This is a genomic window from Parabacteroides johnsonii DSM 18315, assembly GCF_025151045.1.
GTDB lineage: Bacteria > Bacteroidota > Bacteroidia > Bacteroidales > Tannerellaceae > Parabacteroides > Parabacteroides johnsonii.
Genome location: NZ_CP102285.1, coordinates 3,466,042 through 3,490,915, shown reverse-complemented (window position 1 = coordinate 3,490,915; position 24,874 = coordinate 3,466,042). Strand labels below are relative to the sequence as shown.

The 24,874-nt window shown below is 44.5% G+C and carries 21 protein-coding genes; 19 read left to right on the top strand and 2 right to left on the bottom strand.

The annotated features are described in order from the left end of the window. Entirely contained in the window at positions 1-756 is a 756-nt protein-coding gene (locus NQ564_RS14590; RefSeq protein ID WP_008146397.1) for a succinate dehydrogenase/fumarate reductase iron-sulfur subunit, read from the top strand. A 585-nt stretch (positions 757-1,341) separates the two neighbouring features. On the opposite strand, the gene dusB is transcribed toward NQ564_RS14590, so the two are convergent. Beyond that, positions 1,342-2,373, bottom strand: coding sequence for a tRNA dihydrouridine synthase DusB (gene dusB, locus NQ564_RS14585; protein WP_008146392.1), 1,032 nt, complete (start codon positions 2,371-2,373; stop codon positions 1,342-1,344). 157 nt (positions 2,374-2,530) lie between these two features. Between dusB and NQ564_RS14580 the strand changes: the two genes are divergently transcribed. The 7 genes from NQ564_RS14580 (at position 2,531) to dprA (ending at position 10,150) form a co-directional block, all read left to right on the top strand. After that, positions 2,531-2,887 (top strand): BlaI/MecI/CopY family transcriptional regulator, encoded by a 357-nt coding sequence (locus NQ564_RS14580; protein WP_008146389.1) that lies wholly within the window; start codon positions 2,531-2,533, stop codon positions 2,885-2,887. 12 nt (positions 2,888-2,899) lie between these two features. Continuing rightward, positions 2,900-4,669: a M56 family metallopeptidase gene (locus NQ564_RS14575; RefSeq protein WP_008146387.1), complete on the top strand. Its 1,770-nt coding sequence runs from the start codon at positions 2,900-2,902 to the stop codon at positions 4,667-4,669. A 149-nt stretch (positions 4,670-4,818) separates the two neighbouring features. Further along, positions 4,819-6,054, top strand: coding sequence for a tetratricopeptide repeat protein (locus NQ564_RS14570; RefSeq protein WP_008146385.1), 1,236 nt, complete (start codon positions 4,819-4,821; stop codon positions 6,052-6,054). Between the two features lie 66 nt (positions 6,055-6,120). Beyond that, positions 6,121-7,317 (top strand): 6-bladed beta-propeller, encoded by a 1,197-nt coding sequence (locus tag NQ564_RS14565; RefSeq protein WP_008146383.1) that lies wholly within the window; start codon positions 6,121-6,123, stop codon positions 7,315-7,317. 42 nt (positions 7,318-7,359) lie between these two features. Continuing rightward, positions 7,360-8,631, top strand: a complete 1,272-nt coding sequence (locus NQ564_RS14560; protein ID WP_008146376.1) for a peptidase U32 family protein — start codon at positions 7,360-7,362, stop codon at positions 8,629-8,631. Next, the gene (locus tag NQ564_RS14555; protein ID WP_008156366.1) at positions 8,631-9,038 is read left to right on the top strand and encodes an acyl-CoA thioesterase; all 408 of its coding nucleotides are present in this window, start codon (positions 8,631-8,633) and stop codon (positions 9,036-9,038) included. The genes NQ564_RS14560 and NQ564_RS14555 overlap by 1 nt, the downstream gene beginning before the upstream one ends. Then, positions 9,035-10,150 (top strand): DNA-processing protein DprA, encoded by a 1,116-nt coding sequence (gene dprA / locus NQ564_RS14550; RefSeq protein WP_008146371.1) that lies wholly within the window; start codon positions 9,035-9,037, stop codon positions 10,148-10,150. The genes NQ564_RS14555 and dprA overlap by 4 nt, the downstream gene beginning before the upstream one ends. A 249-nt stretch (positions 10,151-10,399) precedes the next feature. Here the strand turns inward: dprA and NQ564_RS14545 are convergent, their stop codons facing one another. Beyond that, complete coding sequence (locus tag NQ564_RS14545) at positions 10,400-11,296, bottom strand: glycerophosphodiester phosphodiesterase family protein (protein ID WP_008146370.1); 897 nt, start codon at positions 11,294-11,296, stop codon at positions 10,400-10,402. 734 nt (positions 11,297-12,030) lie between these two features. On the opposite strand from NQ564_RS14545, the gene NQ564_RS14540 reads away from it, so the two are divergent. From NQ564_RS14540 to sppA, 11 genes are all read left to right on the top strand, one after another. Further along, positions 12,031-12,393: a BlaI/MecI/CopY family transcriptional regulator gene (locus NQ564_RS14540; RefSeq protein ID WP_005633254.1), complete on the top strand. Its 363-nt coding sequence runs from the start codon at positions 12,031-12,033 to the stop codon at positions 12,391-12,393. Between the two features lie 20 nt (positions 12,394-12,413). Continuing rightward, positions 12,414-14,150, top strand: a complete 1,737-nt coding sequence (locus tag NQ564_RS14535) for a M56 family metallopeptidase (protein WP_008146368.1) — start codon at positions 12,414-12,416, stop codon at positions 14,148-14,150. Between the two features lie 33 nt (positions 14,151-14,183). After that, positions 14,184-15,737 (top strand): tetratricopeptide repeat protein, encoded by a 1,554-nt coding sequence (locus tag NQ564_RS14530; RefSeq protein WP_008146366.1) that lies wholly within the window; start codon positions 14,184-14,186, stop codon positions 15,735-15,737. Between the two features lie 34 nt (positions 15,738-15,771). Continuing rightward, positions 15,772-16,941 (top strand): 6-bladed beta-propeller, encoded by a 1,170-nt coding sequence (locus NQ564_RS14525; RefSeq protein WP_008146365.1) that lies wholly within the window; start codon positions 15,772-15,774, stop codon positions 16,939-16,941. A gap of 18 nt (positions 16,942-16,959) precedes the next feature. Beyond that, a complete protein-coding gene (locus tag NQ564_RS14520; RefSeq protein ID WP_008146363.1) occupies positions 16,960-18,162 on the top strand; it encodes a 6-bladed beta-propeller in 1,203 nt (400 codons plus the stop codon). A gap of 3 nt (positions 18,163-18,165) precedes the next feature. Then, a complete protein-coding gene (locus tag NQ564_RS14515; protein ID WP_008146361.1) occupies positions 18,166-18,324 on the top strand; it encodes a hypothetical protein in 159 nt (52 codons plus the stop codon). Between the two features lie 6 nt (positions 18,325-18,330). Continuing rightward, positions 18,331-18,744, top strand: a complete 414-nt coding sequence (locus NQ564_RS14510) for a hypothetical protein (protein WP_008146360.1) — start codon at positions 18,331-18,333, stop codon at positions 18,742-18,744. Between the two features lie 165 nt (positions 18,745-18,909). Next, positions 18,910-21,123, top strand: coding sequence for a patatin-like phospholipase family protein (locus NQ564_RS14505; RefSeq protein ID WP_008146358.1), 2,214 nt, complete (start codon positions 18,910-18,912; stop codon positions 21,121-21,123). Positions 21,124-21,138: 15 nt separating this feature from the next. Beyond that, positions 21,139-21,813, top strand: coding sequence for a DUF2461 domain-containing protein (locus tag NQ564_RS14500; RefSeq protein WP_008146356.1), 675 nt, complete (start codon positions 21,139-21,141; stop codon positions 21,811-21,813). Positions 21,814-22,414: 601 nt separating this feature from the next. Further along, positions 22,415-23,074, top strand: a complete 660-nt coding sequence (locus NQ564_RS14495; protein ID WP_008146350.1) for a DUF2975 domain-containing protein — start codon at positions 22,415-22,417, stop codon at positions 23,072-23,074. 20 nt (positions 23,075-23,094) lie between these two features. Then, positions 23,095-24,870, top strand: coding sequence for a signal peptide peptidase SppA (gene sppA / locus NQ564_RS14490; protein WP_008156378.1), 1,776 nt, complete (start codon positions 23,095-23,097; stop codon positions 24,868-24,870). The last annotated feature ends 4 nt before the right edge of the window (positions 24,871-24,874 follow it).

The following is a 24,874-nucleotide window of genomic DNA, read 5'->3' as shown; positions in this document are numbered from 1 at the left end:
ATGGATAAAGATATAAAGGTAACACTTAAAGTTTGGCGTCAGAAAGGTCCGAAAGATAAAGGACAGTTTGAGACTTACCAAATCGACAAAATCAATCAGAGTGTTTCTTTCTTGGAAATGTTAGACATTTTGAATGAGCGTTTGGTTAGCGAAGGTAAAGAACCTATCGTATTCGACCACGACTGCCGTGAAGGTATCTGCGGTATGTGTTCATTGTATGTAAACGGACATCCACATGGACCGGCAACAGGTGCAACGACCTGTCAGCTCTATATGCGTCGTTTCAATGATGGCGAAACGATTACAATCGAACCGTGGCGTTCTGCCGGTTTCCCGGTAATCCGCGACTTGATGGTGGATCGTTATGCTTACGACAAAATCATCCAGGCAGGTGGTTTTACTTCAGTGAATACCGGTGGTGTGCCTGATGCAAATGCTATTCCTATTCCAAAGAAGGATGCTGACTTGGCTATGGATGCTGCTGCTTGCATTGGTTGCGGTGCTTGTGCTGCTGCTTGTAAGAACGGTTCAGCGATGCTGTTTGTTTCTGCAAAGGTTAGCCAGTTGGCTCTGTTACCTCAGGGTAAGGTGGAAGCGGCTCGCCGTGCGAAAGCAATGGTTGCTAAAATGGACGAACTGGGCTTTGGTAACTGTACCAACACACGCGCTTGTGAAATGGAATGTCCGAAGAACATCTCCGTTAGCAATATCGCCCGTTTGAACCGTGAGTTCATCTCTGCTAAGTTGAAAGACTAATACATTTTATTAGTATATATAGAAAAGGCGGTGTGTCAGAATCTCCTTGTCCCCGCACTTGATGCGGGGCCGCAAAAGGACAGACCTTATCAATCAGATTTTTATAGGGCCGGTTTTAATGCGATCTCGCGTCAAGTGCGGGAACAGGATAGTTTCGACATACCTCCTTTTTTATTTCATCTCTTCCCGTAAAAATGTTTCCAATGTTCCTTTTCCTGGCGACCGTCTTTATTGTCGTGACGACCGTCTTCATCCTATATGAACATTGACTTCATCGTGATAAAGACGGTCGCCAGGACGATGAAGACGGTCGTCAAAATAATGTTCGTTCAAGTCCACAAAAAAGCCGCACTCCCTATAATAAGAATGGATGCGGCCTTTTTGTTGCTTTCCAGTGAAACAGTCTCTCGATTCCCCCTCTGCAAAGACTTTGTTAACCTTAGATCTAAAATACTATGAAAAAAACTCACTGCAAATATAAAGTATATTTACTGAATACGCAAGAGTTGTGATTACATTTTATTGCAAATTTGCCACTTTTTGTTTTAAAATTGACACTGTGTGCGGATTCACTTTGTTATTATATCAATAATCTATCGATTCTGATACTCGAGGGTCGCTTTGAAATCCGCTTCCTGTGTGAAATTTGTCAGGGATGGAATCCAAAATGTCGAACAAGGCTTCCACTGTTTCTGCACGCAGCATGGCAACACGTGTCTGCTTGAAGTCGGCAATACCCTTAAACAACGGAGTTGCAGCTAAATGGCGGCGTATGTGGAGAATCCCCCGGCGTTCATCCAAACGTGCAACACTTTGTTCCACCTGCTTTTTTAGTATGTCCAGATACCAGGAGAAGGATTCGGCAGGCAATAGTTCGCCCGTATTCAGGAAATGTTTCACTTCGCGGAAAATCCAGGGACGGCCTATGCTGCCTCGACCGATCATAACGGCATCCACTCCATATTGTTCGAAACGTTGTTTACAGATTTCGGCGGAAGTGACATCGCCATTACCGATGATAGGGATCTGCATGCGGGGATTCTTTTTTACCTCGCCGATCAGTGTCCAGTCTGCCTCTCCGGTATACATCTGTGCTCGGGTACGTCCGTGGATGGAAAGGGCGGCGATACCGCAATCTTGCAGCTGTTCAGCCAGGTCTACGATGATCCGGTTGTCGGCATCCCAGCCTAAGCGTGTCTTTACGGTGACGGGGATGTTCACCGCTTTAACGACTTCGCGGGTGATGTCCAGCATCAGCGAGATATTGCGCAGCATGCCGGCACCAGCTCCTTTGCCTGCTACCCGTTTGACCGGACAACCGAAATTGATGTCGAGAATGTCCGGATGAGCAGCCTCGCAAATTTGTGCGGCTTCGACCATTGTCGGAACATCGCGACCGTATATCTGGATGGCGACCGGACGTTCTTCATTTGCCACATTCAGTTTTTGCTGTGTTTTGTTTACACTGCGGATCAGGGCATCTGCCGAAACGAATTCGGTATAAACCATATCGGCACCAAAACGTTTACACATCAACCGGAAAGAAACATCTGTAACATCTTCCATCGGAGCCAGGAAGACAGGGCGTTCGCCTAAATCTATTGTACCTATTTTCATATTTATCGTCAATAACGACTACAAAGGTACTGATTTCGGGGTAAAAACAGGAGGAAAAGTGTTTCTACTAATAAATATAGTGAAATAACTATATCGTATAGTTGTATTACTAAATAATATAGTTATATTTGTGCATTCCTTTAATAAAAAACGAATTATGGTCAGATTGACATCAAAAGAAGAAGAGATATTGGGCTACTTTTGGACGAAAGGTCCCTTGTTTGTTCGCGAGTTACTTGACTTGCAGGAAGAGCCCAGGCCGCATTATAACACTTTGTCCACGATTGTCCGCTCGCTGGAAGAAAAGGGATATATCGGATACAAGGTGTATGGTAATACACACCAATATTATGCATTGGTATCGGAAGACGATTACCGGCGTAATTCTCTGAAACAAGTGATCGACAAATATTATGATAACTCGTACACCCGTGTCGTTTCGACGTTGATAGAAGAGGAGGCGCTTACGATTGACGAGTTGCAGGAGTTGATCCGGCAGATCAAAAACAAGTAAAAACGAATGTCTATGGAAGTCTTTCTTCTATACATATTAAAATCCGGTATTTGTCTGGCTGTGTTCTACGTCTGTTTTAAGGCGTTGTTTAGCAATGACACGTTTTTCCGGTTCAACCGCCGGATATTGTTGGTGGGAACAGGGATCTGTATGCTTCTTCCACTCTGCCGGATCAAAACATCCCAGCCTCTTCCTTTTAGTTATACGACCAGTCAATGGGAGATGGTTTTCCATGAAGAAGAGGTAAATCTGCTTCCGGCTCCGGATAAGGAAGAAGTGCTTACGGGTATGACGGGGCAGAAGGAGACTTCCGTTCCCTGGGTAGGGATTATCGGGATTGTTTATTTTATAGGCTGTTGTATATGTTTGGTTACAACGGTTTTGTCATTCAGGAAAATGTATCAGCTGTCGAGGAGTGGTAGGAAATTGCAACAGGGGAAGTACACGTTGATCCTGCTTCCTGGCTCCTTGTCTCCTTTCAGTTGGGGGCGTTATATCTTCTTGTCGGAAGACGATTACCGGGATCATCCGGATGAAATCCTTACACACGAGAAAATGCACCTTCGCCATAACCATTCGGTCGATCTGGCCTATATGGAAATGATCCTTCTGCTACAATGGTTGAATCCTGCCGTGTGGCTGTTGAAAAGGGAGTTGCGGGACATACACGAGTATCAGGCGGATAAAGGTGTGCTCAATCAAGGCATCGATGCAACGAAATATCAACTATTGCTTGTGAAAAAAGCTGTCGGCTCCAGCCTCTACACTCTTGCCAACAGCTTCAATCACAGTAAAATTAAAAAACGTATTACTATGATGTTAAAAAAGAAATCGAACAATTGGGCCCGGTTGAAGCTTGCGCTCCTGGTCCCGGTAGGCCTCGCGGCCTTAAGTGCGTTCGCTCGTCCGGAGGTGGGTTCACCACCGGAAGCGACCGGAGAAATTCATCTATCAGTTAACAAAAGTACGGTAAATCAGGAAACTGTGCAACAGGATCATGCTGTTTTCCTCACCTACAAAGTGTCTGGTTCGGAAGATTTGAACCGTCTTGTATGCAAAACGCTGGATAGGATCAGAACGCGAGTTGCGGAAGGTCAATTCAAGAACACTTTGGAAGTGACTATCAATCCGGCTTTTGAGGATGTCCCTGCTTCTTATTTGGAAAAGGTTAAAGCGGTTTTGGAAGAAAAAGGGATTAAATGCAAGATCGACAAGACTGTCCCGAACACGGTCATGGATGATGTTGCTAAACCTTACCGTAAGAATGACGATGCGGTTTTTCTAATTCAGAACAAAAAGATTGTCGCCGCACTTAGCATAGAAAGGTTCAGTGCAAATCAGAATGATTCTCGGTTGAATCAGATATCCAAGTCGGTTCCTTTGATCCTTCAACCTGAGAATGCCAAAGTATCCAGACAAGAGGTGGAAAAACTCAAAGGGTTGTTGGAGAAAAAAGGATGGGTCTGCAAAATCAATATGCACGCTTTCAAAATCGGAGACGCTGCTGCTCCTCCACCACCACCGCCTCCTCCTGCGGGACAGGTTGTTTTCAGCTATCGGGACGGACAACCGGATCAGCAATTTGTTCTATATGATCGTCATGCCAAACTGGGGCCTAACCTCGGACAACGTATAGACAAGATCTATAGCGATAATATTACGAAAGTAACTGTCAGGATCAACAAAAAAGCTCCTAAAGAGTTGCTGGAAACCGTCAAGCAAGAATTGAAGAAAAAGATCGATTATCCTGTCCGGTACGAAATACTGCAATTCATCGACTAAGGATCAGGGGTATAAAGTATAGCCTTGTCTTCCTCTCCGTTTACAAACTCCAATCTGGGGGGAGTGAACGGGGAGGTATAACCTCTTCACAGAAGAGATTACCTATTGAAGAATGTTACTATCTTTGTCCTTTCAAAAGAAAGATCCAGATGATACATAAAATAGGAATACTCATTCTCATTTGTCTTTTCACTGCCTGTTCTTCTTCCGGACAGAACGAGATTCCGACCACCGGTGAACTTCTCCGGCAGGCTGCCTTTTACAGAGAAAGGTTGCAGTTTCTCCCGGCATTAGAGACCTATCGACAGGCGATCGGGCAGGCGGAGAAGGAAAAAGACAGCGTCGCCCTTTCCATTGCCTACCTGGAAACAGGAAAAATTTACCGGAAACAATCATTGAAGCAGAAAGCACTGGAAAACGAAAATGTAGCATTAAGCTATATCCTGAACCCTGCCAGTGATTCACTAAGGCTGGAACTTTATCGGGAAATAGGGGATGTTTATTCCTTATCCGGACAGGCAGACAGCGCCTTTTATTATTACGAAAAGGCCGGTTGCCGGATAAAGCAGGCAAAGATCTTGCAACAGAATGGAAGTTATAAAGAGGCGGAAACTTTACTAAAAGAGGAATCGGGACAAACGATTCCACGGAAAGAGAAAGCGGAAATATATTTAGCTCTGGCAGATTTGCAGATTGCTTTGGGAAAATTAGATGAAGCCGAAAAGAATTTAAGTGAAGTTCCTTCTTCCCATCCGCATCTATATGCGGCCCTGTCACGTATCGCCCGAAATCGTGGAGATAGTTTGCAAGCGGATTTCTACCACAAAAGCTACCTCCATTACTTATCTGAACTGCGACAGGAAAAAGAACAAAATCAAATCACCCGGCTCCTCCGTACCTCGGAACAGAAAGAATGGGAAAAACGTTTGTCCAACACTCAAAAGACACAGAAAGGGCAAATATACGTCTGGTTCACTCTACTTGTCTCCTGTAGTACCGGAATCTGGGGATATTTCCGCTACCGCCAGAAGAAGACTGTCATTTCTCTGTCCGAAGCAGACTTCTGTTCTTCGGAAATCTACCTGCGTTTTCACAAAAAGGAAGAATGGAAACCGTCCCCCAAAGACTGGGAAGAACTATTACAAGCGCTCAACCGGACCTATCCGGAGTTTCGCGAACGGCTGAAAAAAGAAGTACCGAAGCTTAGCGAACAGGAATGGCGCATGTGCTGCCTGATTAAGATGGGAATTCCCCCTTCGACCGCAGCCATGCTTCTCTGCTGTACCAACCAGGCGATTTCGATGCGCCGCGTACGCCTGTACCAGAAAATAACAGGTGAAAAGGGGACGCCGGAGCTATGCGACTCCTTGATCCATGATTTTTAAGCAGATGTGAACTGATGTGAAACCGACAAGAAAGCCGTATTCCCTACTTTTGACAGAAAAAAGCGTATGAAAAAGATGTTGTTCGGGCTTATAACAGCCATTGCCACTTTTACCGGATGCGAATCAGATCAATCTGCCAGCAAATTACCCCGGATCGATCTGACAGCAACGAGTTTCACTTCCGGTCAAATAGAGATTGCAGACGAAATCGAATCCATCGAATATGTTCCGTTGGAACTGACGGATGAATCCTTGATCGCAGACGTATTGGATTTGTGTGTTTCAGACGAATATATCTTCGTCTATTCCACCCGTCAGGACGGTGTCTTGCAGTTCGACCGGAAAGGGAAGTTCTTGCGCTGCATCGCTAAAACAGGAAACGGGCCGGGGGAAACCGGACAGATCATTTCGCTAACCGTAGACGAAGAGAACCGCCTCTTCTGTGTCAGCGAATACTTCTCCACCTCTTTCTACTCCTTTGATGGAGAATTTATCAAAAAGATAGAGAATCCGCGCCCTTACTCGTACCAATTCTCTGTCGGTCCGAATACGATGGCGGAATTAGGGAGGATGTATGTTCCTATGAACACGCCGGGTATGTTCAGTCTCGGAGTCTTTAATTGGGCCACAGACGATACGATCGCATTCCGGCATACGATCGGGGATATGGATCTGATGCCGTTGGAAGAAACGAGCCTGAAAGGTTGGATATTCAGCGGCAGTAAGGACGGCATACTATGCTATTCGGAAGGGATAGACACGGTCTGGGATGTAAATGCAAGAAATATCGCTCCGGCTTTTCTTATCAACACGGGATATTCTGCCGAGGAAGAAAAAGAAATGCGCTCTTCCAAGACCGGTAATGAGGCGGTAGACGGGAAATATAGCGTCTTCAGCTTCTTTGAGACACCCCGGCATTACTTCGTTAAATGTTTCGAAGGTTCCAACCAATCCAAATTCTATTTGTACGGTTTGGATAAGGCTACCGGTGAGTTGAAACGTGAAACTTCTCCGATCAATGCCCAGGAATTATTCAAAAACAACTGGACGCTGGCAGGAATAGGCCTCCGAAATACGAAAGACAACGGTCTTCCTATCTGGCCTTACCTGTCTTATCCCGGCAAAAAACAAATGGTACAGTTTAATACAGCCGTGGAAATCGAATATCTCAAAGAGAAATATCCTGACCTCAAGAAGCATCTGGTCCTGCAACAGATAACGGAAGATTCAAATCCGCTCATCACGATTTATCAGTTGCGCTGATCTTCTCGGATATTATTCCTACCTTTGCGAACGAACCAGTAAATGTATAAGAACTTGAACGAGAAAGATTTTGAAATAATGGCGCCTGTCGGTTCGTACGAATCGCTGATGGCGGCTATCCAGGGAGGAGCCGATTCTATTTATTTCGGTATTGAAGGATTGAATATGCGTTCGCGCTCTTCCAATAACTTTACGACGGACGACTTGCGCAAGATCGTTGCAATCTGCCGTGAGCATGGTATTAAAAGCTATTTGACCGTTAATACTGTTATATATGGCGAGGATTTGCCTTTGATGCGCGAGATTATCGACGCGGCGAAGGAGGCGGAAGTCTCTGCAATCATTGCGGCTGATGTGGCGGCCATGAACTATGCGAACAGTATCGGGCAAGAGGTGCATCTCTCCACGCAGCTCAATATCTCCAATGCGGAAGCGCTGAAATTCTATGCCCGTTTTGCCGATGTCGTTGTCCTGGCACGCGAGCTGAACCTGAAACAAGTGCACGAAATCTACCAGCAGATCGTCGACCAGCAGATCACAGGGCCGAAAGGAGAACTGATCCGCATCGAAATGTTTGCTCATGGAGCCCTCTGTATGGCCGTTTCCGGTAAATGCTACCTGAGCCTGCACGAGATGAACGCTTCCGCCAACCGGGGAGCCTGCATGCAGATCTGCCGGCGTGCTTATTCGGTAAAAGACAAAGACAGCAATATTGAACTGGATATCGAAAACCAGTATATCATGTCGCCTAAAGACCTGAAAACAATTCATTTCATGAATAAGATGATGGATGCAGGCGTACGGGTATTCAAGATCGAAGGACGTGCCCGCGGTCCCGAATATGTCCGTCTGGTGACCGAATGTTATAAGGAAGCCGTACGTGCCTACTGCAACGGCACGTTCGACGAAGAGAAAGTTGCCACTTGGGATGAACGCCTGCGTAGTGTGTTCAACCGGGGATTCTGGGACGGTTATTACCTGGGGCAACGGTTGGGTGAATGGAGCAGTAAATATGGTTCCGGCGCGACAAAGAAGAAAGTGTATGTCGCCAAAGGGATCAAATATTTTGACAAGATCGGTGTGGCTGAGTTCGAAATGGAATCTGGCAGCCTGAAAGTGGGCGATGAGATCCTGATTACCGGACCGACAACGGGTGCGGTCATGCAAACAATAGAAGAAATCCGCGTAGATTTGAAACCGGTGGATGAAACCGTCAAAGGCGAACGATTCTCCTTTAAGGTGAACGAGAAGATCCGTCCGTCCGACCGGTTGTATAAAATGGAAAAGGTTCAACTTGAAAAAGTATTTGAATGATGAAAGAGTATATTTTTAAACTGACAGACAAGGTTCGCGATTACGAATGCGACCTGCAGGGAGTGGTCAACAACTCCAACTACCAGCATTATATGGAACATACCCGGCATGAATTCCTTGAATCACTCGGCGAGAACTTCGGAAAGATGCACGAAAAAGGGGTTGACGGATTTGTGTCGCGGGTAGAAATCCAGTATAAGACCTCGCTTAAGAGCGGCGATAGCTACATCTCTTGCCTCAATGTCTATAAAAAGGGTGTCAAGCTCGTCTTCGAACAGGACATTTACAGAGCTTCCGACAATGCGCTGGCAACGAAAGGGATCGTCGAGTCGGTTATCGTTGAGAACGGAAAGCTGACACGCGGTGAATATTTCGACGAAATGCTAAAAAGAATAGAACATACATGACAGACAAACTGATTTACCAAATAGGCCTTACTATGATAAACGGCGTGGGAGATATCCTGGCACGCCATCTCCTGCAGACCTTGGACGATGCAGAAGCTGTGTTTGCTGAAAAGCAACAGTTGTTAGGAAGAATCCCCGGTATCGGCAGCCATCTCGCTGCCGAGATCAAGCGCCCGGAAATCCTCCAACGGGCGGAAAAAGAGTTGGCGTTTATCGAGAAAAATAATATTTCCTGTTATTACCTGACTGATGCAGCTTATCCGGCACGCCTAAGAGAATGTCCGGATGCTCCCATACTTTTCTATTTCAAGGGAAATACAAATCTTGATGCAAGCCGTATCATCAGTGTCGTAGGTACTCGCAACGCGACCGAATACGGCCGGGGGCTTACCGAATCCCTTATAAAAGACCTGGCAGAGGCGATTCCTAATTTGTTGGTCGTGAGCGGACTGGCTTACGGTATCGATATCTGTGCCCACCGGAGTGCCTTACACAACCAACTGCCGACCGTTGCCGTACTGGCGCATGGTCTGGACCGTATCTATCCTTCCAGCCATCGGAATACGGCTGTGGAAATGCTGGAATCAGGCGGTTTGTTGACTGACTTTCCCAGCGGGACAGAACCGGACCGCCCTAATTTCCTCCGGCGGAACCGGATTGTCGCTGGAATGTCGGATTGTACGATCGTGGTTGAATCGGCTGAGAAAGGAGGTTCTCTGGTGACTGCCGATATTGCATTTTCTTATGGCCGGGATGTCTATAGCTTTCCTGGACGTGTCGGCGACAGCCATTCCAAAGGATGCAACAACTTGATCCGACAAAATAAAGCCGGCCTGATTACTTCTGCCGACGACTTGCTATCTGCTCTTTGTTGGGATATCCAAGCTACGGCTACTCCCGCTCAAACGGAACTGCTTTTCGCCGATACGGATGTTTCCGTCCCGGAACAAAATCCGGTTTTAGCCATCATGCGAACGCGGAACGAAATTCATATCAACGAGCTTGCCTTAGTATTGGAGATGCCGGTGCATCAACTTTCTACGCTATTGTTCGAACTGGAAATAAACGGGAAAATAAAAGCGTTACCGGGGAATATCTATAAACTGTCCTGATCGTCCTTTTTATGTATGGTTTGTATGTGGGAGAGAAACGAAACCCCTATAAACAATTAAAGGCTGTCTCACGACAACCCCTAACCAACTTTGTTAACCTTAAATCTAATACTATTATGAAAAAACCACATTGCAAAGATACACTTGTCAAGAGCATTTGTCAAGCATTTTACCGCTAATACTTGTTAACTGGATAGGTGTAAATAGCAAAAAGATTTTAATCGGCTATAAAGAGTCTTTTAAGCCGTACTATTTTGTTAAATCAAGCCCTTGGAACAGGTATGGATAGTCCGTTTCTATCACATCGGGACAAGTGCCGATCTCCGACTGATAACCGGCGATTTTCTCGGCTTCCGTTTTCGCACGGTCGTGTGTCGGAGCAACGGAAATCATGCACATGACTCCATTTCGGTGTAGGGCATCATACAACGCTTGCTGTTCGGGCTTCATCTTCGGGCCGACATAAACCATCACCTGTCTCCAGGGAATGCCGGCTTTCTCATATTTATCGAATTCTTCCCGGTTCTTACACCAGCAGGAAAACATCGCATCCGGTTCTCGGTCGAGATAGTAGCGGGCCTGACCGGCGTTATGTACTGTGTACATGACGTTGACAGGTTTTTCCTTTTCTATAAAATCAGCCATGACTTCCAAAGGTACATCCTTGATATCCAAATTCAGGATTGTTTTGCCCTTGCTCCATTCCAGGCATTCTTTTAAAGTTGGAATCTTAAAAGCCGTCACGTTGCCATTCCGGTCTACCAGATTGAATTGTTGCAGTTCTGCATATGTGTAATCCGAAACCTTTCCTTTTCCGGTAGTTGTCCGGTCGATGGTTTCGTCATGCATCAGTACGATCACTCCGTCTTTTGTCAAACGTGGATCTATCTCGAAAAACGACTCCATATAGGACAGGGTCTTTTCGAATGATTCGATGCAGTTCTCCGGATAGCCGTCCAGCATTCCGCCACGATGTCCACTGATTACAATCGGACGGTCGGGAGCATATCGGAAATAGGCATGCAGATCCCGGCTGTTTTTTACAGTAATATGATGAGGATTTTGTTTTTTGTCCGCAGCCGAAAGATTCCCGGCAGGCATAAAACCTCCTAAAAGGACCACTAAAATAAAAGATAGTATTTTCATGATATTCGTATTTACATAGATTACTTATCGATTACAAGGCTTAAAAGTAAGACTTTTTTACCAGTGCCATACTACAAAATGCGCTACAAAAACATGAAAATATGACCGGAAATAAGAAATCAAGGGAAGAGGTAGGTATATAAAAAATTAAGGATTGTCATCCCGACAACCCCTAACCAACTTTGTTAACCTTAAATCTAATACTATTATGAAAAAACCACAATACAAAGATATACTCTCCAAGCTTGTTTGTCAAGCTTTTTGTTTGTAATGTATGTTAATGCTTAATGGCCGTTTTGCTAAGAAATGTTGGTTGTTTTTAAACTATACAGATTACATTCAAAAACTGTTAATTTTAATACTTACATGCCTTTCCTTCACTGGAAAAAGTACATCCCTGCTTCAAAAAATATCCCTTTGTCACATATAAAACCATTTTACCCCTATGCTATTCTTTAATTGTCGGTTGTGATTATATAATCGCTGGCACTGATTATATAATTGCCGGCACTGATTTTATAATCACTGTCACTGATTATAGAATAATAGCAGGGTGAGACAAGAAATATAGGGCAGGGGGAGAGTTTTTGGTGTGGCTGATTACAGATAAATTCCTTTTTCCGGAGGATGCAGGAAATAGATACCGAATCATTAATACAAATTAACGTATTATCCCTTGTGTATTTACGACAAATTCGTAGATTTGCGATACGATCGTAAAAATAATATAGAAAATGGAAAGATTAACAAGACAGGAAGAGGATGTGATGCGCTGGATCTGGCAGATCGAGCCGTGTTTTATCAAAGACATCCTGGCGAAGTATGAAGAGCCTAAGCCTCCTTATACGACACTCGCTTCTATTGTGAAGAATCTGGAACGTAAGAAGTACGTGAAAGCGAAACGTTACGGAAATACTTACGAATACAGGCCGTTGATCCCACAGGAAGAATATAAACGGACGTTTATGGGAAGTGTGGTGAACAACTATTTCGAGAACTCTTACAAGGAAATGGTCTCCTTCTTTGCTAAGGAACAGAAGATTTCGACTGATGAGTTGAAAGAGATTATCGACATGATTGAAAAAGGACGAGAATAAACCGTTAAATACATAATGCCATGACACCGGAATTTGCCTACTTCTTGAAGGTAAATGTAGCTTTTATACTCCTTTATGCCTTCTACCGGCTGTTCTTTTACAAGGACACCTTCTTCAAATTGCGCCGTACCATCTTGTTGGCATTCTTTGGAGTGTCATTGCTTTATCCGCTGATGAATATTCAGGATTGGGTCCGGGAGCAGGAGCCGATGGTGGAAGTCATACAAATGTATTCGGCTATTTTACCCGAAACGACGATAACCCCCGATAATGTTCCTGAAACCAACTGGCATGATCTGTTGCTTTCCGGTGTTTCTTATCTTTACTGGGGCGGTGTAATTGCCTTGTTGCTCCGCTTTTTAGTACAGTTGAGCAGCATCTTGTTGCTGGCACGGCGGTCGGAAGTGGCCTTGATCCGTAATGTTCGTGTACATCTATTGAGTAAACCGGCCGGTCCTTTTTCTTTTTTCCGGCTGGTATTCCTGCATCCCGACAGCCATTCCGAGAAAGAGATCGATGAGATTTTGACACACGAGTGTACGCATGTCAACCAGTGGCATTCGATCGACGTGATTATTTGCGAATTGGTTTGTATCATCTGTTGGGTGAATCCGTTTGTTTGGCTGTTGAAAAGGGAAGTGCGTCATAACCTGGAATATCTGGCGGACGATACGGTACTTGAATCGGGCTATGACAGCCGTAGCTACCAGTACCACCTTTTGGGGTTGGCACATACCAATAGATCGGCGACCTCTTTATCCAATAACTTTAATATGCTGCATCTGAAAAACCGGATCAGCATGATGAATAAGAAACGTTCCCGGAGTATCGGGAAGACGAAGTACCTGATTTTTATACCGGTTGTGGGTGTCTTGCTGATTTTGAGCAATGTCGATGCTTCGGCCCGGATCACAGACGAATTGGCGGAAAGTACATTTGCCGATGTCCTGCTGCCGGAGGCTATCTTGCCATTTCCTTTTGCCGGTGATGCTTCCCCCGCTGAAAAGCGTGAGGAGTATGTGTTATCTGAGGAAGGGATCGAGGCTGTCAAACGTGCCCGTAACCAGATCTTTACCGTTGTGGAGGTAATGCCGGAATTTCCGGGCGGACAGGGTGCTCTGCTGAAATTCCTGGCAACGAATGTCAGATATCCGGAATCGGCCGTTAAAAATGGCATAGAGGGACGGGTTAGCTGTTCTTTCGTGGTTGGAAAAGACGGGGCTATCTCGGAGGCGGAAGTGATCCGTGGGGTAAGCCCGGAACTGAATGAGGAGGCTTTGCGCGTGATAAACTCCATGCCGGTATGGTCGCCGGGAAAACAGCGGGGCGAAGCGGTTAATGTGAAATATACGGTACCGGTAACTTTCCGGCTTTCCGGTGGAAAGAAAAAAACATCTTCGCGTATTGCGCAGAGGCTGATTAAAGAAGTCGATACGTCCGGCCGTGTCTTTACGGTCGTGCAGCATATGCCGGAATTTCCGGGTGGACAGACCTCGTTGTTGAAATATCTGGCAACACGCATAAAATATCCGACTATTGCCCAGGAGAATGGAATACAAGGTCGTGTCTCTTGCTCTTTCGTTGTCGACACGGATGGAAGTTTGAAAGATATTGAAGTGATCCGTGGAATCGATCCTTCGCTGGACAGGGAGGCTGTCCGCGTGATTCGGGAAATGCCGAAGTGGAATCCTGGCGTACAAAACAATATGGCTGTAGCTGTAAAATATACGGTTCCGGTTACTTTCCGTTTGCAGTAATCGACCGGAATAGGTCATTAATACGATACCATTATGAAATGTAAGTTTTCTCTATTACTGTTTCTTTGCGTACTGTCCCTTTGGGGGCAGGCGCAGAGTTTTAATCTTCAGGAATTGGTCAACAGGAAACAATTTCAGGAAGTTGTAGCGCGTGCGGACAGTCTTACTCCCGCCGATTCAGCCGATTATGCCACGATGTCGGCAATCGGGCAAGCCTATGAGGGGCTATTGCGCTATAAGGATGCCTATCTGTGCTTTTCCTATTGCCTGAAGATGGATACGAACAATGTGGATGCGTTGAATGCCGTTGCCAGGAATGCGATCAATTTCGGAAGGATAGCGGAAGCTAAACAATGCTATCATAAAGTATTGGAGGCCGACAGCATGAATTTCTATGCGAACTATCAGTTGGCACGTCTCTATTATCAGTTGGGTGATTATGGTAAAGCTACGGAACATTATCATATACTTGCTTCCATCGAAGGTGAAAATCCTTCTATCCTGACCGGTCTGGCTGATTGTCATATCAAAAGAGGGACCGGCCCTAATACGATGATTGCCCTTTCTCTGTATGCCCGTGCTCTGGAGCTGAACCCGGAAAATGTGCGTGTAGCTTCTTCTCTGATAAACACGTTATTACGGATGGGAGACGGGAAGGGTGCTTTGCAGGTGTGCGATACCGCCTTGTTTTATAATCCGGATAATAGCCAGATACGGCAGAGTAAAGGGATGGCTCTCTATATGACGAAAGATTATAAGCAGGCTGATACGATCTATACCAGTCTGTTGGCCGATGGCGATTCTTCTTTCTTGAATCTTAAATATGCAGGGGCGGCCCGCTATATGTCCGGTCATGCGCTTGATGGGGTCGAACTGTTGGAGAAAGCCTTTGAAATAGATTCGACGGATGTGGAAACTGCCATGTTATATGGTGCTTCCCTGGGAAAAACATACGATCGTAAACGGGCTTACGAACTTTTCGATCTGGCGGAAACGAATATGCAGCCGAAAAAATTCCTCGTCAATATGTTGACGACCTTCCGAGGTGATGCCTTGGAAAGGGACGGCCGTTGGCCTGAAGCGGAAAAGCTGTATTATGCCGCATGGAAGGAAGACCCTAGCCAGTTGCACTTCCTGTATAAGATCAGCACACAATACTGGGATGTCGATCCGGGACTCTTCCAGCAGGAGGAAAAATTGCAAAAGACGATTTTCAGTAGATACACTTATCTGACGGCCTATATGAAGACAGACAAGTCGCAAAAGTATCTTTATAATTACCGCCCTTTCTTGGAAGCGGTTTGTGAAGATGCCTTTTTCCGGAATGCCGACGAAGTGACGATGTTGGCTCCCGATGGGAAGAAGACGAAGTTGGCTGTCGCTGATCTGCGTGCCTTGGTCGCCCAGTTACCACAAATGCCGGAAGATGAACGTTTGAGGCGCGAGAAGATGCAAGAACATATTAAAAAAGCCAGGGAAAAAGAAAAGGAATTGCGTAAAAGCGGTGCTAAACTCGATACGCTCGCCCTGAGCAAGGAAGAAAAAGAGAAAGCACGGAAAATGTTGAAAGACGCCGGCTTGGAATAGGTAGAATATCTGAACAATATAATCGATGTAAATTGTGAAACATTCTTTCTTTATTAGTCTACTGCTGTTTTCGGTCTCTTTCCCTGTTTTATTGCAGGCGCAGGCCATAATCCCTTTTGCCAAAGGGATTGCGGATAAAAAAGAAATCAAGTTGAGTGAGGTGGCTTCTGCAATCAAATATATTCCGCTGGAAACAACTGCCGAGTCTTTATTGGAACAGGATATCTTGGACGTTACTATTGCCGGAGGCTATTTGTTCGTGTGCGATTATAAAAAGTTGTTCCAGTTTACTCTTGAAGGGAAATTTGTCCGACAGATCGGTAGAGCGGGGCAAGGACCTGGCGAATATACGGAAAGTATCTTGGGAGTGACATATAATGAGCGTTTGAAAGAGATTTATCTTTCTGATCCGAGACAACTGAAGTTGCATGTTTATTCTTTTGATGGTAAGTTTTTGCATGATATAAACATGGAGGGAAGAGAGTATGTCCGATTGCAAAATGACGGATGCTTTTATGCCATTTATAATGATTTCCTTTACGATAAACAAAAGAGAGGAAAAGAGATGGTTGTCTATGATGGGGACGGCAAAGAACTGTATAATTTCCGCTTTCGTCCGAAAGAGGGTGTCCGCTATCCGGGGATAAATTTTACGTTGCCTGTGATTTATACCTATCAGAATGCCATTTATTATAAAAATCCGCTTGAACAGGAAATCAACCGGATCGAAAAGAAGAAACGGAAACCTGTTTATAAACTTGATTTGCATGATTTGGAAAAGTTGAATCATGAAGAAGATGGGAAATTGGTTATTGATAGAGAAAAACAAGTGGGCGGTTATCAGCCGAATGAGATAGCAAAAAAGAAAATCTATTTTCAGGATATATTTGAACTGGATCACAATATGGGAATCTATTATATCCAGGAGGACGAGCGACGTTTTGCTTGGTATGACAAGCAAAACGGGAAGGTTTGCCGTGTTCGTTCTTTACAAGCGGATAAGGATGGTTTCACGGATGATCTGGAAGGTGGCTCTCCGGTGCTGCCTAATTTTCTCAGAAATGGAAAGTTAGTAGGTGTCGTTCCTGCACCGGTTTTGCAAGAGAAGGTAGACCCCGAGAACGTTAGAGGCTCGCTAAAGAGAGTGATGGAGGAACTTTTAGAAGAGGATAACCAGGTGATACAGATCGTGACATTGAAATAAAAAACAAATAATATTGATATGTATAAATATCTACTCTTATTTTGTATTGTATTATTCCTTTCAGTATGCGGAGGAAAGAAAGCAGAGCCGAAACTGATTGCCGAGATTGAACTGGCAGACCCCGAATATCCGATAACCGTTCCGTTCGAGGCGGGAGTCGGTGTCGAGCGGGAGATTAAGCTGAGCGATATTGCCGATTCCGTACAGTATGTTCCGTTGGAAACGAATGATAAGTGCCTGATCGATTTCATAAATTCAGGGAAGGTGGTAAAGACTGGTAAATATTGGTTCGTATCCAGTAATACGAGGTTGTATCAATATACGGCGGATGGAAAGTTTGTCAGGAACATCGGTTCGAGGGGTGGTGGCCCTGGACAATTTAACTATTTCCAGCAGATAGATGTGAACGAGGATACAGGATTGATCTTTATGTTGACGACTTCCGGGAAAGTTAATGTCTATGAGATGGAAACCGGAAAATTCCTTTATGACATAAAGATACCGGATAAGGAAACGGCGCAATTTGCCATGTTGAATGATACCCTGGTGGCAGCCTTCATGTTGAATAGCAGCGGACAGCAAAAAGAACGTATCTATATCTCCGGTCAAAAAGGGAATATATTGAATACCTTTTATCGTTCAGACCTGTTTGAAGTCAAAAGTGGAACTCGGTGGCTGATGATGAGTGGCATAGACAGATATATGTTCCGTTATAAAGATTTGATTTGCTACAAAGAGTTCTACAATGATACCCTGTTCGTTGTGACGGAAAAAGAACTCCAACCCCGTTATGTCTTCGATTTAGGCAAATATTCCATCCCTATTGACTGCCGTATGGAAGCTTGCGACGGTGACTGGAAGACTTACAATACGGTTGCTGCTCCATATATCCGCAACCAAGTGATAGAAACCGATTCATTGCTTTTTATGCCTTATAATTACTGGGCGGGAGAAAAACAGCGGGAGCGTCATATGGTGCTTTATGACAAAAAGACGAAAGAATGTTTTTCCGTTCCCAGTGGTTATATAAAGAATGATTTTCCCGGTGCGCTACCTTTGCGCCCGGCAACTTCTTTGGATCGGAATATTCTGGTCTCTGTCTGGGAAGTAGGTGATCTTATGAAAGAAGCAGAAAAGAATCCGGCTGTTCTGGAACATCCCCAATTGAAAAAACTGACTGAAGATGATAATCCGGTACTGATGGTCGTTTATATGAAATAAGCTATGATGCATTTTGCTGGATTGTTACTATTGATAGGGCTGGTTGTCGGTTGCTCGCCGGAACAATCGGTTCCGGTCCGTATCGGTTACGTGGAAACGGATGTTCCCTCAAGTAACCAGTGCGTGGAAATAACCGGTGCTTTTCAGGGTCGGCCGTATTAGTTACGAATGGCATATTCTCTGAATGGAAATGTGAACTATAAGGTGTTGAATAAGATGCCTTACATTGTACAAGATACGGTTTTACGTATATCTATGGTAGTCGAACCTGTACACAAACATACGGCTCGTTTTACATTGGATGCCGGTTCGATGCAGATTGTCGAGGAGGCTGAATTGGAAGATGTCCTACACAGTATCTTACTGGAAACTTATTCCGACCGCTCTTTTACTTCTTCAGATACGATTCCGCTTACTTCCTATTCCAGTGGAGCTTTATACGAAGTAATGGTGGACGGACAATTACAACAGGGCGGGAGTTATTGCAATGTTCGGAATGCCAAGCTACCGCCGAAAGAGTGGCATAAAACTTTTGGTATGAAAGAATATATCTGGTTCGAGCTTTTGTTTACTGGAAAGTAGACGGTGTGCTGTGTTTTTTCAATCCTTTTATTGCGTGAGGCAATAACAAAATATATCTTTGCCATTGGCTACAAATGAGATATTCGTTACGAAGTAATAACGATTGATAAGTGCCTGTTCGTAGAAGAATATATCCGTGGATAACAATTAAATAAAGGGATTGTGATGGTGAAGAAATACCTGTCTCTTTTGCTTATATGCTTGTTTGCCTGGCCTGCGATGGCAGGGGAGCGCAAGAAAGTCGCTGTCGTATTAGGCGGTGGCGGAGCAAAAGGTGTGGCGCATATCGGGGTATTGAAAGTGTTGGAGGAAGCCGGTGTACCGATCGATATCGTGGCTGGGACCAGTATGGGAGCGATTGTCGGAGGTTTGTATGCGATCGGTTACAGCCCGGACGAAATCGAGGAAATGGTAGAGGCGCAAGATTGGGATATGTTGTTGAGTGACAAAGTGAAACGTAGCCATCTTCTCTTCCCTGAAAAAGAGAAGGCGGAGCGCTATATAGTCTCTTTACCTTTCGGGTTGGAGAAGAAAGACAGGGTGATTGACGGGGTTGTAAAAGGCCAGAACTTGCAAAACCTCTTTTCGGACTTGACGATCGGTTATCACGATTCGGTCGATTTCAATTTGTTTCAGATTCCGTTTGCCTGTGTGGCAGTCGATATGGTCAGTGGAAAAGATTATATATTCCATAAAGGCAGCCTTCCGCTTGCCATGCGTGCCAGTATGGCGATTCCGGCAGTGTTTACCCCTGTCCGGCTGGATAGTATGGTGCTTGTCGATGGTGGGTTGAACAATAACTATCCGGTGGATGTCGCACTTGCTATGGGGGCGGATATCATTATCGGTGTGGATCTGGCAACGAGCGATTTGCGTACTTACGACCGTCTACATTCTCCCGGTGATATCGCAACACAGATCATCGCTTTGCATGGCTATGACAAATATGCGCGGAACCGTGACCGGACTGATTTGCTGTTTCGTCCGGATATGGAACCTTACCGTTCCTCCAGTTTTGCTCCTGCCGCTCTCGATACGATGTTGCACAGGGGGGAAGCCGAGGCTCGCTGTCGTTGGAACGAAATCATGGCTTTGAAGCGTAAGATCGGCCTTTCGGATACTGATACCTTTTCCATACAGGCACGGCGTCTGGCACATCGTCCCGTTTTGCCTGCCGATACTTTCTATGTCCGTCATATCCGTTTTGACGGAGCTGATCCGCGTGATCTAAACTGGTTGCATCGTATCTGTGCGCTGAAGGAGAACAGCTATATTACATTGAAAGAACTGCGCAAATCCATGTCTATCCTGGTTGGGACAAATGCCTATGCTTATGTGAACTACAAGTTGACTGGAGAGAGCCAGCAGGATCTGGTCCTGACCTTGCAACCTAAATCGGAAAGTTCTGTGAATTTGGGTATACGTTTCGATTCGGAGGAAATTATCGGAGTGTTGGTGAATGCTACTTATCATAAGGGGAAACGGAATCATTCCCGTTTTGCTTTTACCGGGCGTGTGGGGAGTAAGATATCCTCTGCGATGCTGGATTACTCGATAGAACGTTCTCCGCTGCGCAATTTCAATTTGTCGTATAAGTTCAGCTATAATAATTTGGACATTTATGAAAAGGGAGATAAAAGGTTCAACACTACCTATACGCACCATCTTGCCGAATTTGCTTATTCGGATATGAACTGGTTGAGCTTCAAAGTGAAGGCTGGACTGCGTTATGAATATTTTAATTATAATTCCTTTCTTTACACAGGAAGTGATGAATTGTATGCGGTGAAACCGGAGGGCTTTTTCAGTTATTTCGCATCGGCACACCTCGAAACATTGGACCGGCGGTATTTCCCGAATAAAGGGGTTTCTTTGGAAGCGGATTATTCGCTCTATACGGATAATTTTGTGAAGTATAATGGTCGCTCTCCTTTCTCGGCTATCGGCTTGAAGTTTATGATGGTTTGTCCCATTAGTTCACGTTTGAGTTTGTTGCCTGCGTTTTACGGGCGTGTCCTGATCGGAGGAAATACGGCTTATCCGTTCTTGAACGCGATCGGTGGGGAGACGTTCGGACGTTATTTGTCTCAGCAATTGCCTTTTGCCGGAATCAATCATGTGGAAATTCTGGATAATTCGGTCGTAGTGGCCCATCTCCAGCTCCGGCAACGTATCGCGGGGAACAATTATATCACGTTGACCGGTAACTATGGTATTCATAATGACGACTTTTTTCATCTGCTGGAGGGGAGAAGCCTTTGGGGAGGTAGTTTGGGATATGCTTATAACAGTATCGCCGGTCCCTTGAGTGCAACGTTCGGTATGTCCAACCGTAATTCGCATTTGCAGTTTTATATGAATTTGGGATTTATGTTTTAAATAATATATCAAGGTATGAATGTTGAAATAATACAATTCCTGACGGAACTGCGTCAGAACAATAATCGGGAATGGTTCCAGGCTAATAAAAGCCGTTACGATTTCCTTCGCAAGGTCTTTATTGACGAAGTACAACAACTGATTGACCGGATCGCCCTCTTCGATCCGGAAATAGCGGGATTGGAGGCGAAAGATTGCCTGTTCCGCATTTACCGGGATATTCGTTTTTCACCGGACAAGACTCCGTATAAGATTCACTTTGCAGCCTATATGGCTTCCTGTGGGGGACGAGGTAGCGAACGTGCAGGCTATTATATTCATCTTGAACCGGGTGGCTGCCTGCTTTCGGGTGGTGTTTGGTGTCCGCCGCCGGCCTTATTGAAAGCGCTTCGTAAAGACATTTATGAAAATATAGAAGATTTTGTCGCCATCATGGAAAAACCGGCTTTCAAGAAGACATATCCGACGATGGAGGGCGAAGTCCTGAAACGTATGCCTGCCGGCTATCCTTCCGATTTCAAATATGACGAAATCCTACGCCATAAAGATTTCAGTGTCGTCTCCTATAAACCGGATGAATTCTTTTTCGAACCGGATTGGATGGATAAGGCTATTGAAGATTTCAAACTTTTATATCCGTTCAACCAATTCTTGAATTATACAGTGGATGAGTATTTAGGAAGAGTCTGATTTGGGTTGATTATGCCCCCGTTTTCACATCTATATATTTAAGCAAAAACAAGGATGCTACAATATTAATTAATCAATAAGTAAACAGGTATTAACAGCTATTACTACCACTCCTTTACTTTTCGCCTTTAGTCAAAAAGGTTTTTGACCAGTGTCAAAAGGGCTTTTGACCAAGGGCGAAAAGGTTTTCGACTAAAGGCAAAAGGTTTATGAGTAGGCTGTTTGACAACAATAGCATCCCCATTGTCACTAAAATAGAACCTTCTGGAGCCGACTTTATCTTTGGTGAAGGCAATTTGGCTCAGTTCTTAGAATCGAACTTTTCTTTATTCAATAATGCGGTAGCAGATATGTACAAGCCGGCAGACAGTGAATCAATTTTACAGTCTTCACAATAAATTGTTGAGCATTAAGTCTTTTTTCGTAGGTGCCCCCGGGTTTTACAATTGAAATACCTATGTTTCAATATATATTTTCTGCATTTCGTGATATTTTTATCGAAAAACGATAAAAATATTTGGTGGAGTCAAAAATAATATATTCTTTTGCATATCGAAAAACGATAAATATTATTTGGAAAACGAATAACAAAAGATTTTGTATGAAAAAACGATTGAATATATTTGCCCTATTGATACTTATGGCTTTGAGTATCCATACCGGATATACTCTATTTTATTCCTGGGGGGAAATTTCTACAGCTTATAAAGAAGGGTATGAGAAGGCGGGGAAATTACCAAGGCAGTCCAATCTGTCGGATTTGTCCAGGCATGATATTTGTATTAGGAAGAAGCTTGGGAGTACAGCGATAATTGATTCGATTTATAATATAAAAACGAATAGTTATATTCCAACAGATATACAAAAGATACAAATAAGCATTCCAGATAATCAAAGTGTAGGTTACCAAGTGTCAATTGCTATAATGGTATTACTCTTGGTTCCGGCTGTAATAGCCGTGATTGTCCTTTTTTTGAGGTTGATTGGTGCGATACAATCTGCTTTGCTATTTACGAAAACAAACGTGTTACGCTTGAGATGGATTGGTGGATGTCTGTTGTTGATTGCTGTTATATATACGATAGGCAATTATATGGAACTGGCATTTGTCCGCTCTGTAGTAGAAATATCCGGTTATGAAATTACAAGTGAAGGAATGATTGAATTCCCCGCTCTGATAAATGCTTTAATAGCATTCTTGGCTGCGGAAGTTTTTGCGATTGGATTGAGATTGAAAGAAGAGCAAGAGTTTACGATATAATAACAAATACATAAAACATTATGAAACAATTCTTCAAAACAGTATTTGCATCCACGCTGGGCGTGTTGGTTGCTTTGGGAATCGTAACAATGGGTTCCATTTTTTTCATCATAGGAGTAGCTGCCAGTGCTGACGGTTCTTCTGAGTACAAACCGGATAAGAATACGGTGTTCAAGTTGTCTTTGGATGGTGTCTTGGTCGATCAGACAGTGAAGAATCCTTTCTCGGAACTAATGGGAGAAAGTAGTAACCAAATGGCTGTATCGGATGTGATCAAAGCAATCCGTCGTGCAAAAGCAAACGATAATATCAAAGGTATTTATCTGGAAGCCGGTTCGCTTTCTACTGGCTTTGCAGGAATCGAAGCGATCCGCCGCGAACTGGTGGACTTTAAGGATAGCGGTAAGTTTATCGTGTCATACGGTGATTTTTATACGCAGGGTTCTTACTACCTGTGTAGTGTGGCCGACTCTGTTTTTCTGAATCCACAGGGGAGTGTCTCATTGGTAGGACTTGCATCACAGGGCATATTCTTTACCGGTTTGGCTGAAAAAGTCGGAGTGGAACATTATATTTTTAAGGTCGGAACTTATAAGAGTGCCGTAGAACCGTTTTTCCTGAAAAAGTTTAGTGATGCTAATCGTGAACAGTTGACTTCTTTCTTGGGCAGCGTATGGGGAAACTTGACAACCGCTATTGAGAAAAGCCGTAATATATCTTCCGACGAATTGAATCGCTACTTGAACGAAGGCCTTGCAATGGGTCAGGCTTCCAATGCTATTGATTATAAATTGGCAGACGGGCTTCGTTACCGTTATGAAGTGGAAAACTGTGTGAAAGAAATGGCCGGACAGGATGTAAAAGGCAAGCTGAAAACGGCAGGAGTGGACAAAATTGTCTCTATCAAAGTAAAAGAAAAAGAGAACAAGAATAAGATCGCTGTCCTGTATGCGGAAGGTGAAATCCGAGACGAAGATTCTTCTTCTCCTTTCAGTGCCGACGAACAGGTGATTTCAGAAGAAATGGCAAATAAATTGCGCAAGCTGAAAGATGACGATGATGTAAAAGCCGTAGTCTTTCGTGTGAACTCTCCGGGCGGTAGCGCTTATATCTCCGAACAGATATGGAAAGAAGTGGTCGAGCTGAAAGCTAAGAAGCCGATCGTTGTTTCGATGGGTAACTATGCTGCTTCCGGTGGCTATTACATTTCTTGTGCTGCTAACAAGATTGTGGCTGAACGTACGACCCTGACAGGTTCAATCGGGGTATTCGGTGTCGTTCGTAATTTTACCGGAACATTTGATAAGGTAGGTGTAACTACGGATGTCGTAAAGACAAATACATTCGCTGACTTGGGAGATATGAGCCGTCCGATGCGTGAAGATGAAAAGGCACTGATCCAGCGTGGTGTAGAACAGACGTATGATTTATTCCTGACCCGTTGCGCAGATGGCCGCGGTATGACAAAGGCTGAGATCGATTCGATCGGACAAGGACGTGTTTGGACTGGTGAACAGGCGTTGGAGAGAGGCTTGGTCGATCAGCTGGGGGGTATGGATGATGCAATCAAAGAGGCTGCGACTCTGGCGGAATTGACTGATTATTCTGTAACAGTAGCAGATGGTCCGAAAGATTTCTTTACCAAATTCATGGAGAAGCAGATGGATGAAGCAAAAGTCTCCATCGCCAAATCGGTAATGGGCGAAGAGCAATTCAAACTGTTCTCAACGATCCGCCGGGCTGAAACGGAATCCGGTATTATTGCCCGTATGCCGTTTGATATAAAAGGTTTATAATGGA

What these genes read in the sequence shown, in the direction of transcription:
- NQ564_RS14590 (WP_008146397.1), top strand. Translation starts at nt 1, where the DNA reads ATGGATAAAGATATAAAGGTAACACTTAAAGTTTGGCGTCAGAAAGGT.
- dusB (WP_008146392.1), bottom strand. Translation starts at nt 2,373, where the DNA reads ATGAAAATAGGTACAATAGATTTAGGCGAACGCCCTGTCTTCCTGGCT.
- NQ564_RS14580 (WP_008146389.1), top strand. Translation starts at nt 2,531, where the DNA reads ATGGTCAGATTGACATCAAAAGAAGAAGAGATATTGGGCTACTTTTGG.
- NQ564_RS14575 (WP_008146387.1), top strand. Translation starts at nt 2,900, where the DNA reads ATGGAAGTCTTTCTTCTATACATATTAAAATCCGGTATTTGTCTGGCT.
- NQ564_RS14570 (WP_008146385.1), top strand. Translation starts at nt 4,819, where the DNA reads ATGATACATAAAATAGGAATACTCATTCTCATTTGTCTTTTCACTGCC.
- NQ564_RS14565 (WP_008146383.1), top strand. Translation starts at nt 6,121, where the DNA reads ATGAAAAAGATGTTGTTCGGGCTTATAACAGCCATTGCCACTTTTACC.
- NQ564_RS14560 (WP_008146376.1), top strand. Translation starts at nt 7,360, where the DNA reads ATGTATAAGAACTTGAACGAGAAAGATTTTGAAATAATGGCGCCTGTC.
- NQ564_RS14555 (WP_008156366.1), top strand. Translation starts at nt 8,631, where the DNA reads ATGAAAGAGTATATTTTTAAACTGACAGACAAGGTTCGCGATTACGAA.
- dprA (WP_008146371.1), top strand. Translation starts at nt 9,035, where the DNA reads ATGACAGACAAACTGATTTACCAAATAGGCCTTACTATGATAAACGGC.
- NQ564_RS14545 (WP_008146370.1), bottom strand. Translation starts at nt 11,296, where the DNA reads ATGAAAATACTATCTTTTATTTTAGTGGTCCTTTTAGGAGGTTTTATG.
- NQ564_RS14540 (WP_005633254.1), top strand. Translation starts at nt 12,031, where the DNA reads ATGGAAAGATTAACAAGACAGGAAGAGGATGTGATGCGCTGGATCTGG.
- NQ564_RS14535 (WP_008146368.1), top strand. Translation starts at nt 12,414, where the DNA reads ATGACACCGGAATTTGCCTACTTCTTGAAGGTAAATGTAGCTTTTATA.
- NQ564_RS14530 (WP_008146366.1), top strand. Translation starts at nt 14,184, where the DNA reads ATGAAATGTAAGTTTTCTCTATTACTGTTTCTTTGCGTACTGTCCCTT.
- NQ564_RS14520 (WP_008146363.1), top strand. Translation starts at nt 16,960, where the DNA reads ATGTATAAATATCTACTCTTATTTTGTATTGTATTATTCCTTTCAGTA.
- NQ564_RS14515 (WP_008146361.1), top strand. Translation starts at nt 18,166, where the DNA reads ATGATGCATTTTGCTGGATTGTTACTATTGATAGGGCTGGTTGTCGGT.
- NQ564_RS14510 (WP_008146360.1), top strand. Translation starts at nt 18,331, where the DNA reads ATGGCATATTCTCTGAATGGAAATGTGAACTATAAGGTGTTGAATAAG.
- NQ564_RS14505 (WP_008146358.1), top strand. Translation starts at nt 18,910, where the DNA reads ATGGTGAAGAAATACCTGTCTCTTTTGCTTATATGCTTGTTTGCCTGG.
- NQ564_RS14500 (WP_008146356.1), top strand. Translation starts at nt 21,139, where the DNA reads ATGAATGTTGAAATAATACAATTCCTGACGGAACTGCGTCAGAACAAT.
- NQ564_RS14495 (WP_008146350.1), top strand. Translation starts at nt 22,415, where the DNA reads ATGAAAAAACGATTGAATATATTTGCCCTATTGATACTTATGGCTTTG.
- sppA (WP_008156378.1), top strand. Translation starts at nt 23,095, where the DNA reads ATGAAACAATTCTTCAAAACAGTATTTGCATCCACGCTGGGCGTGTTG.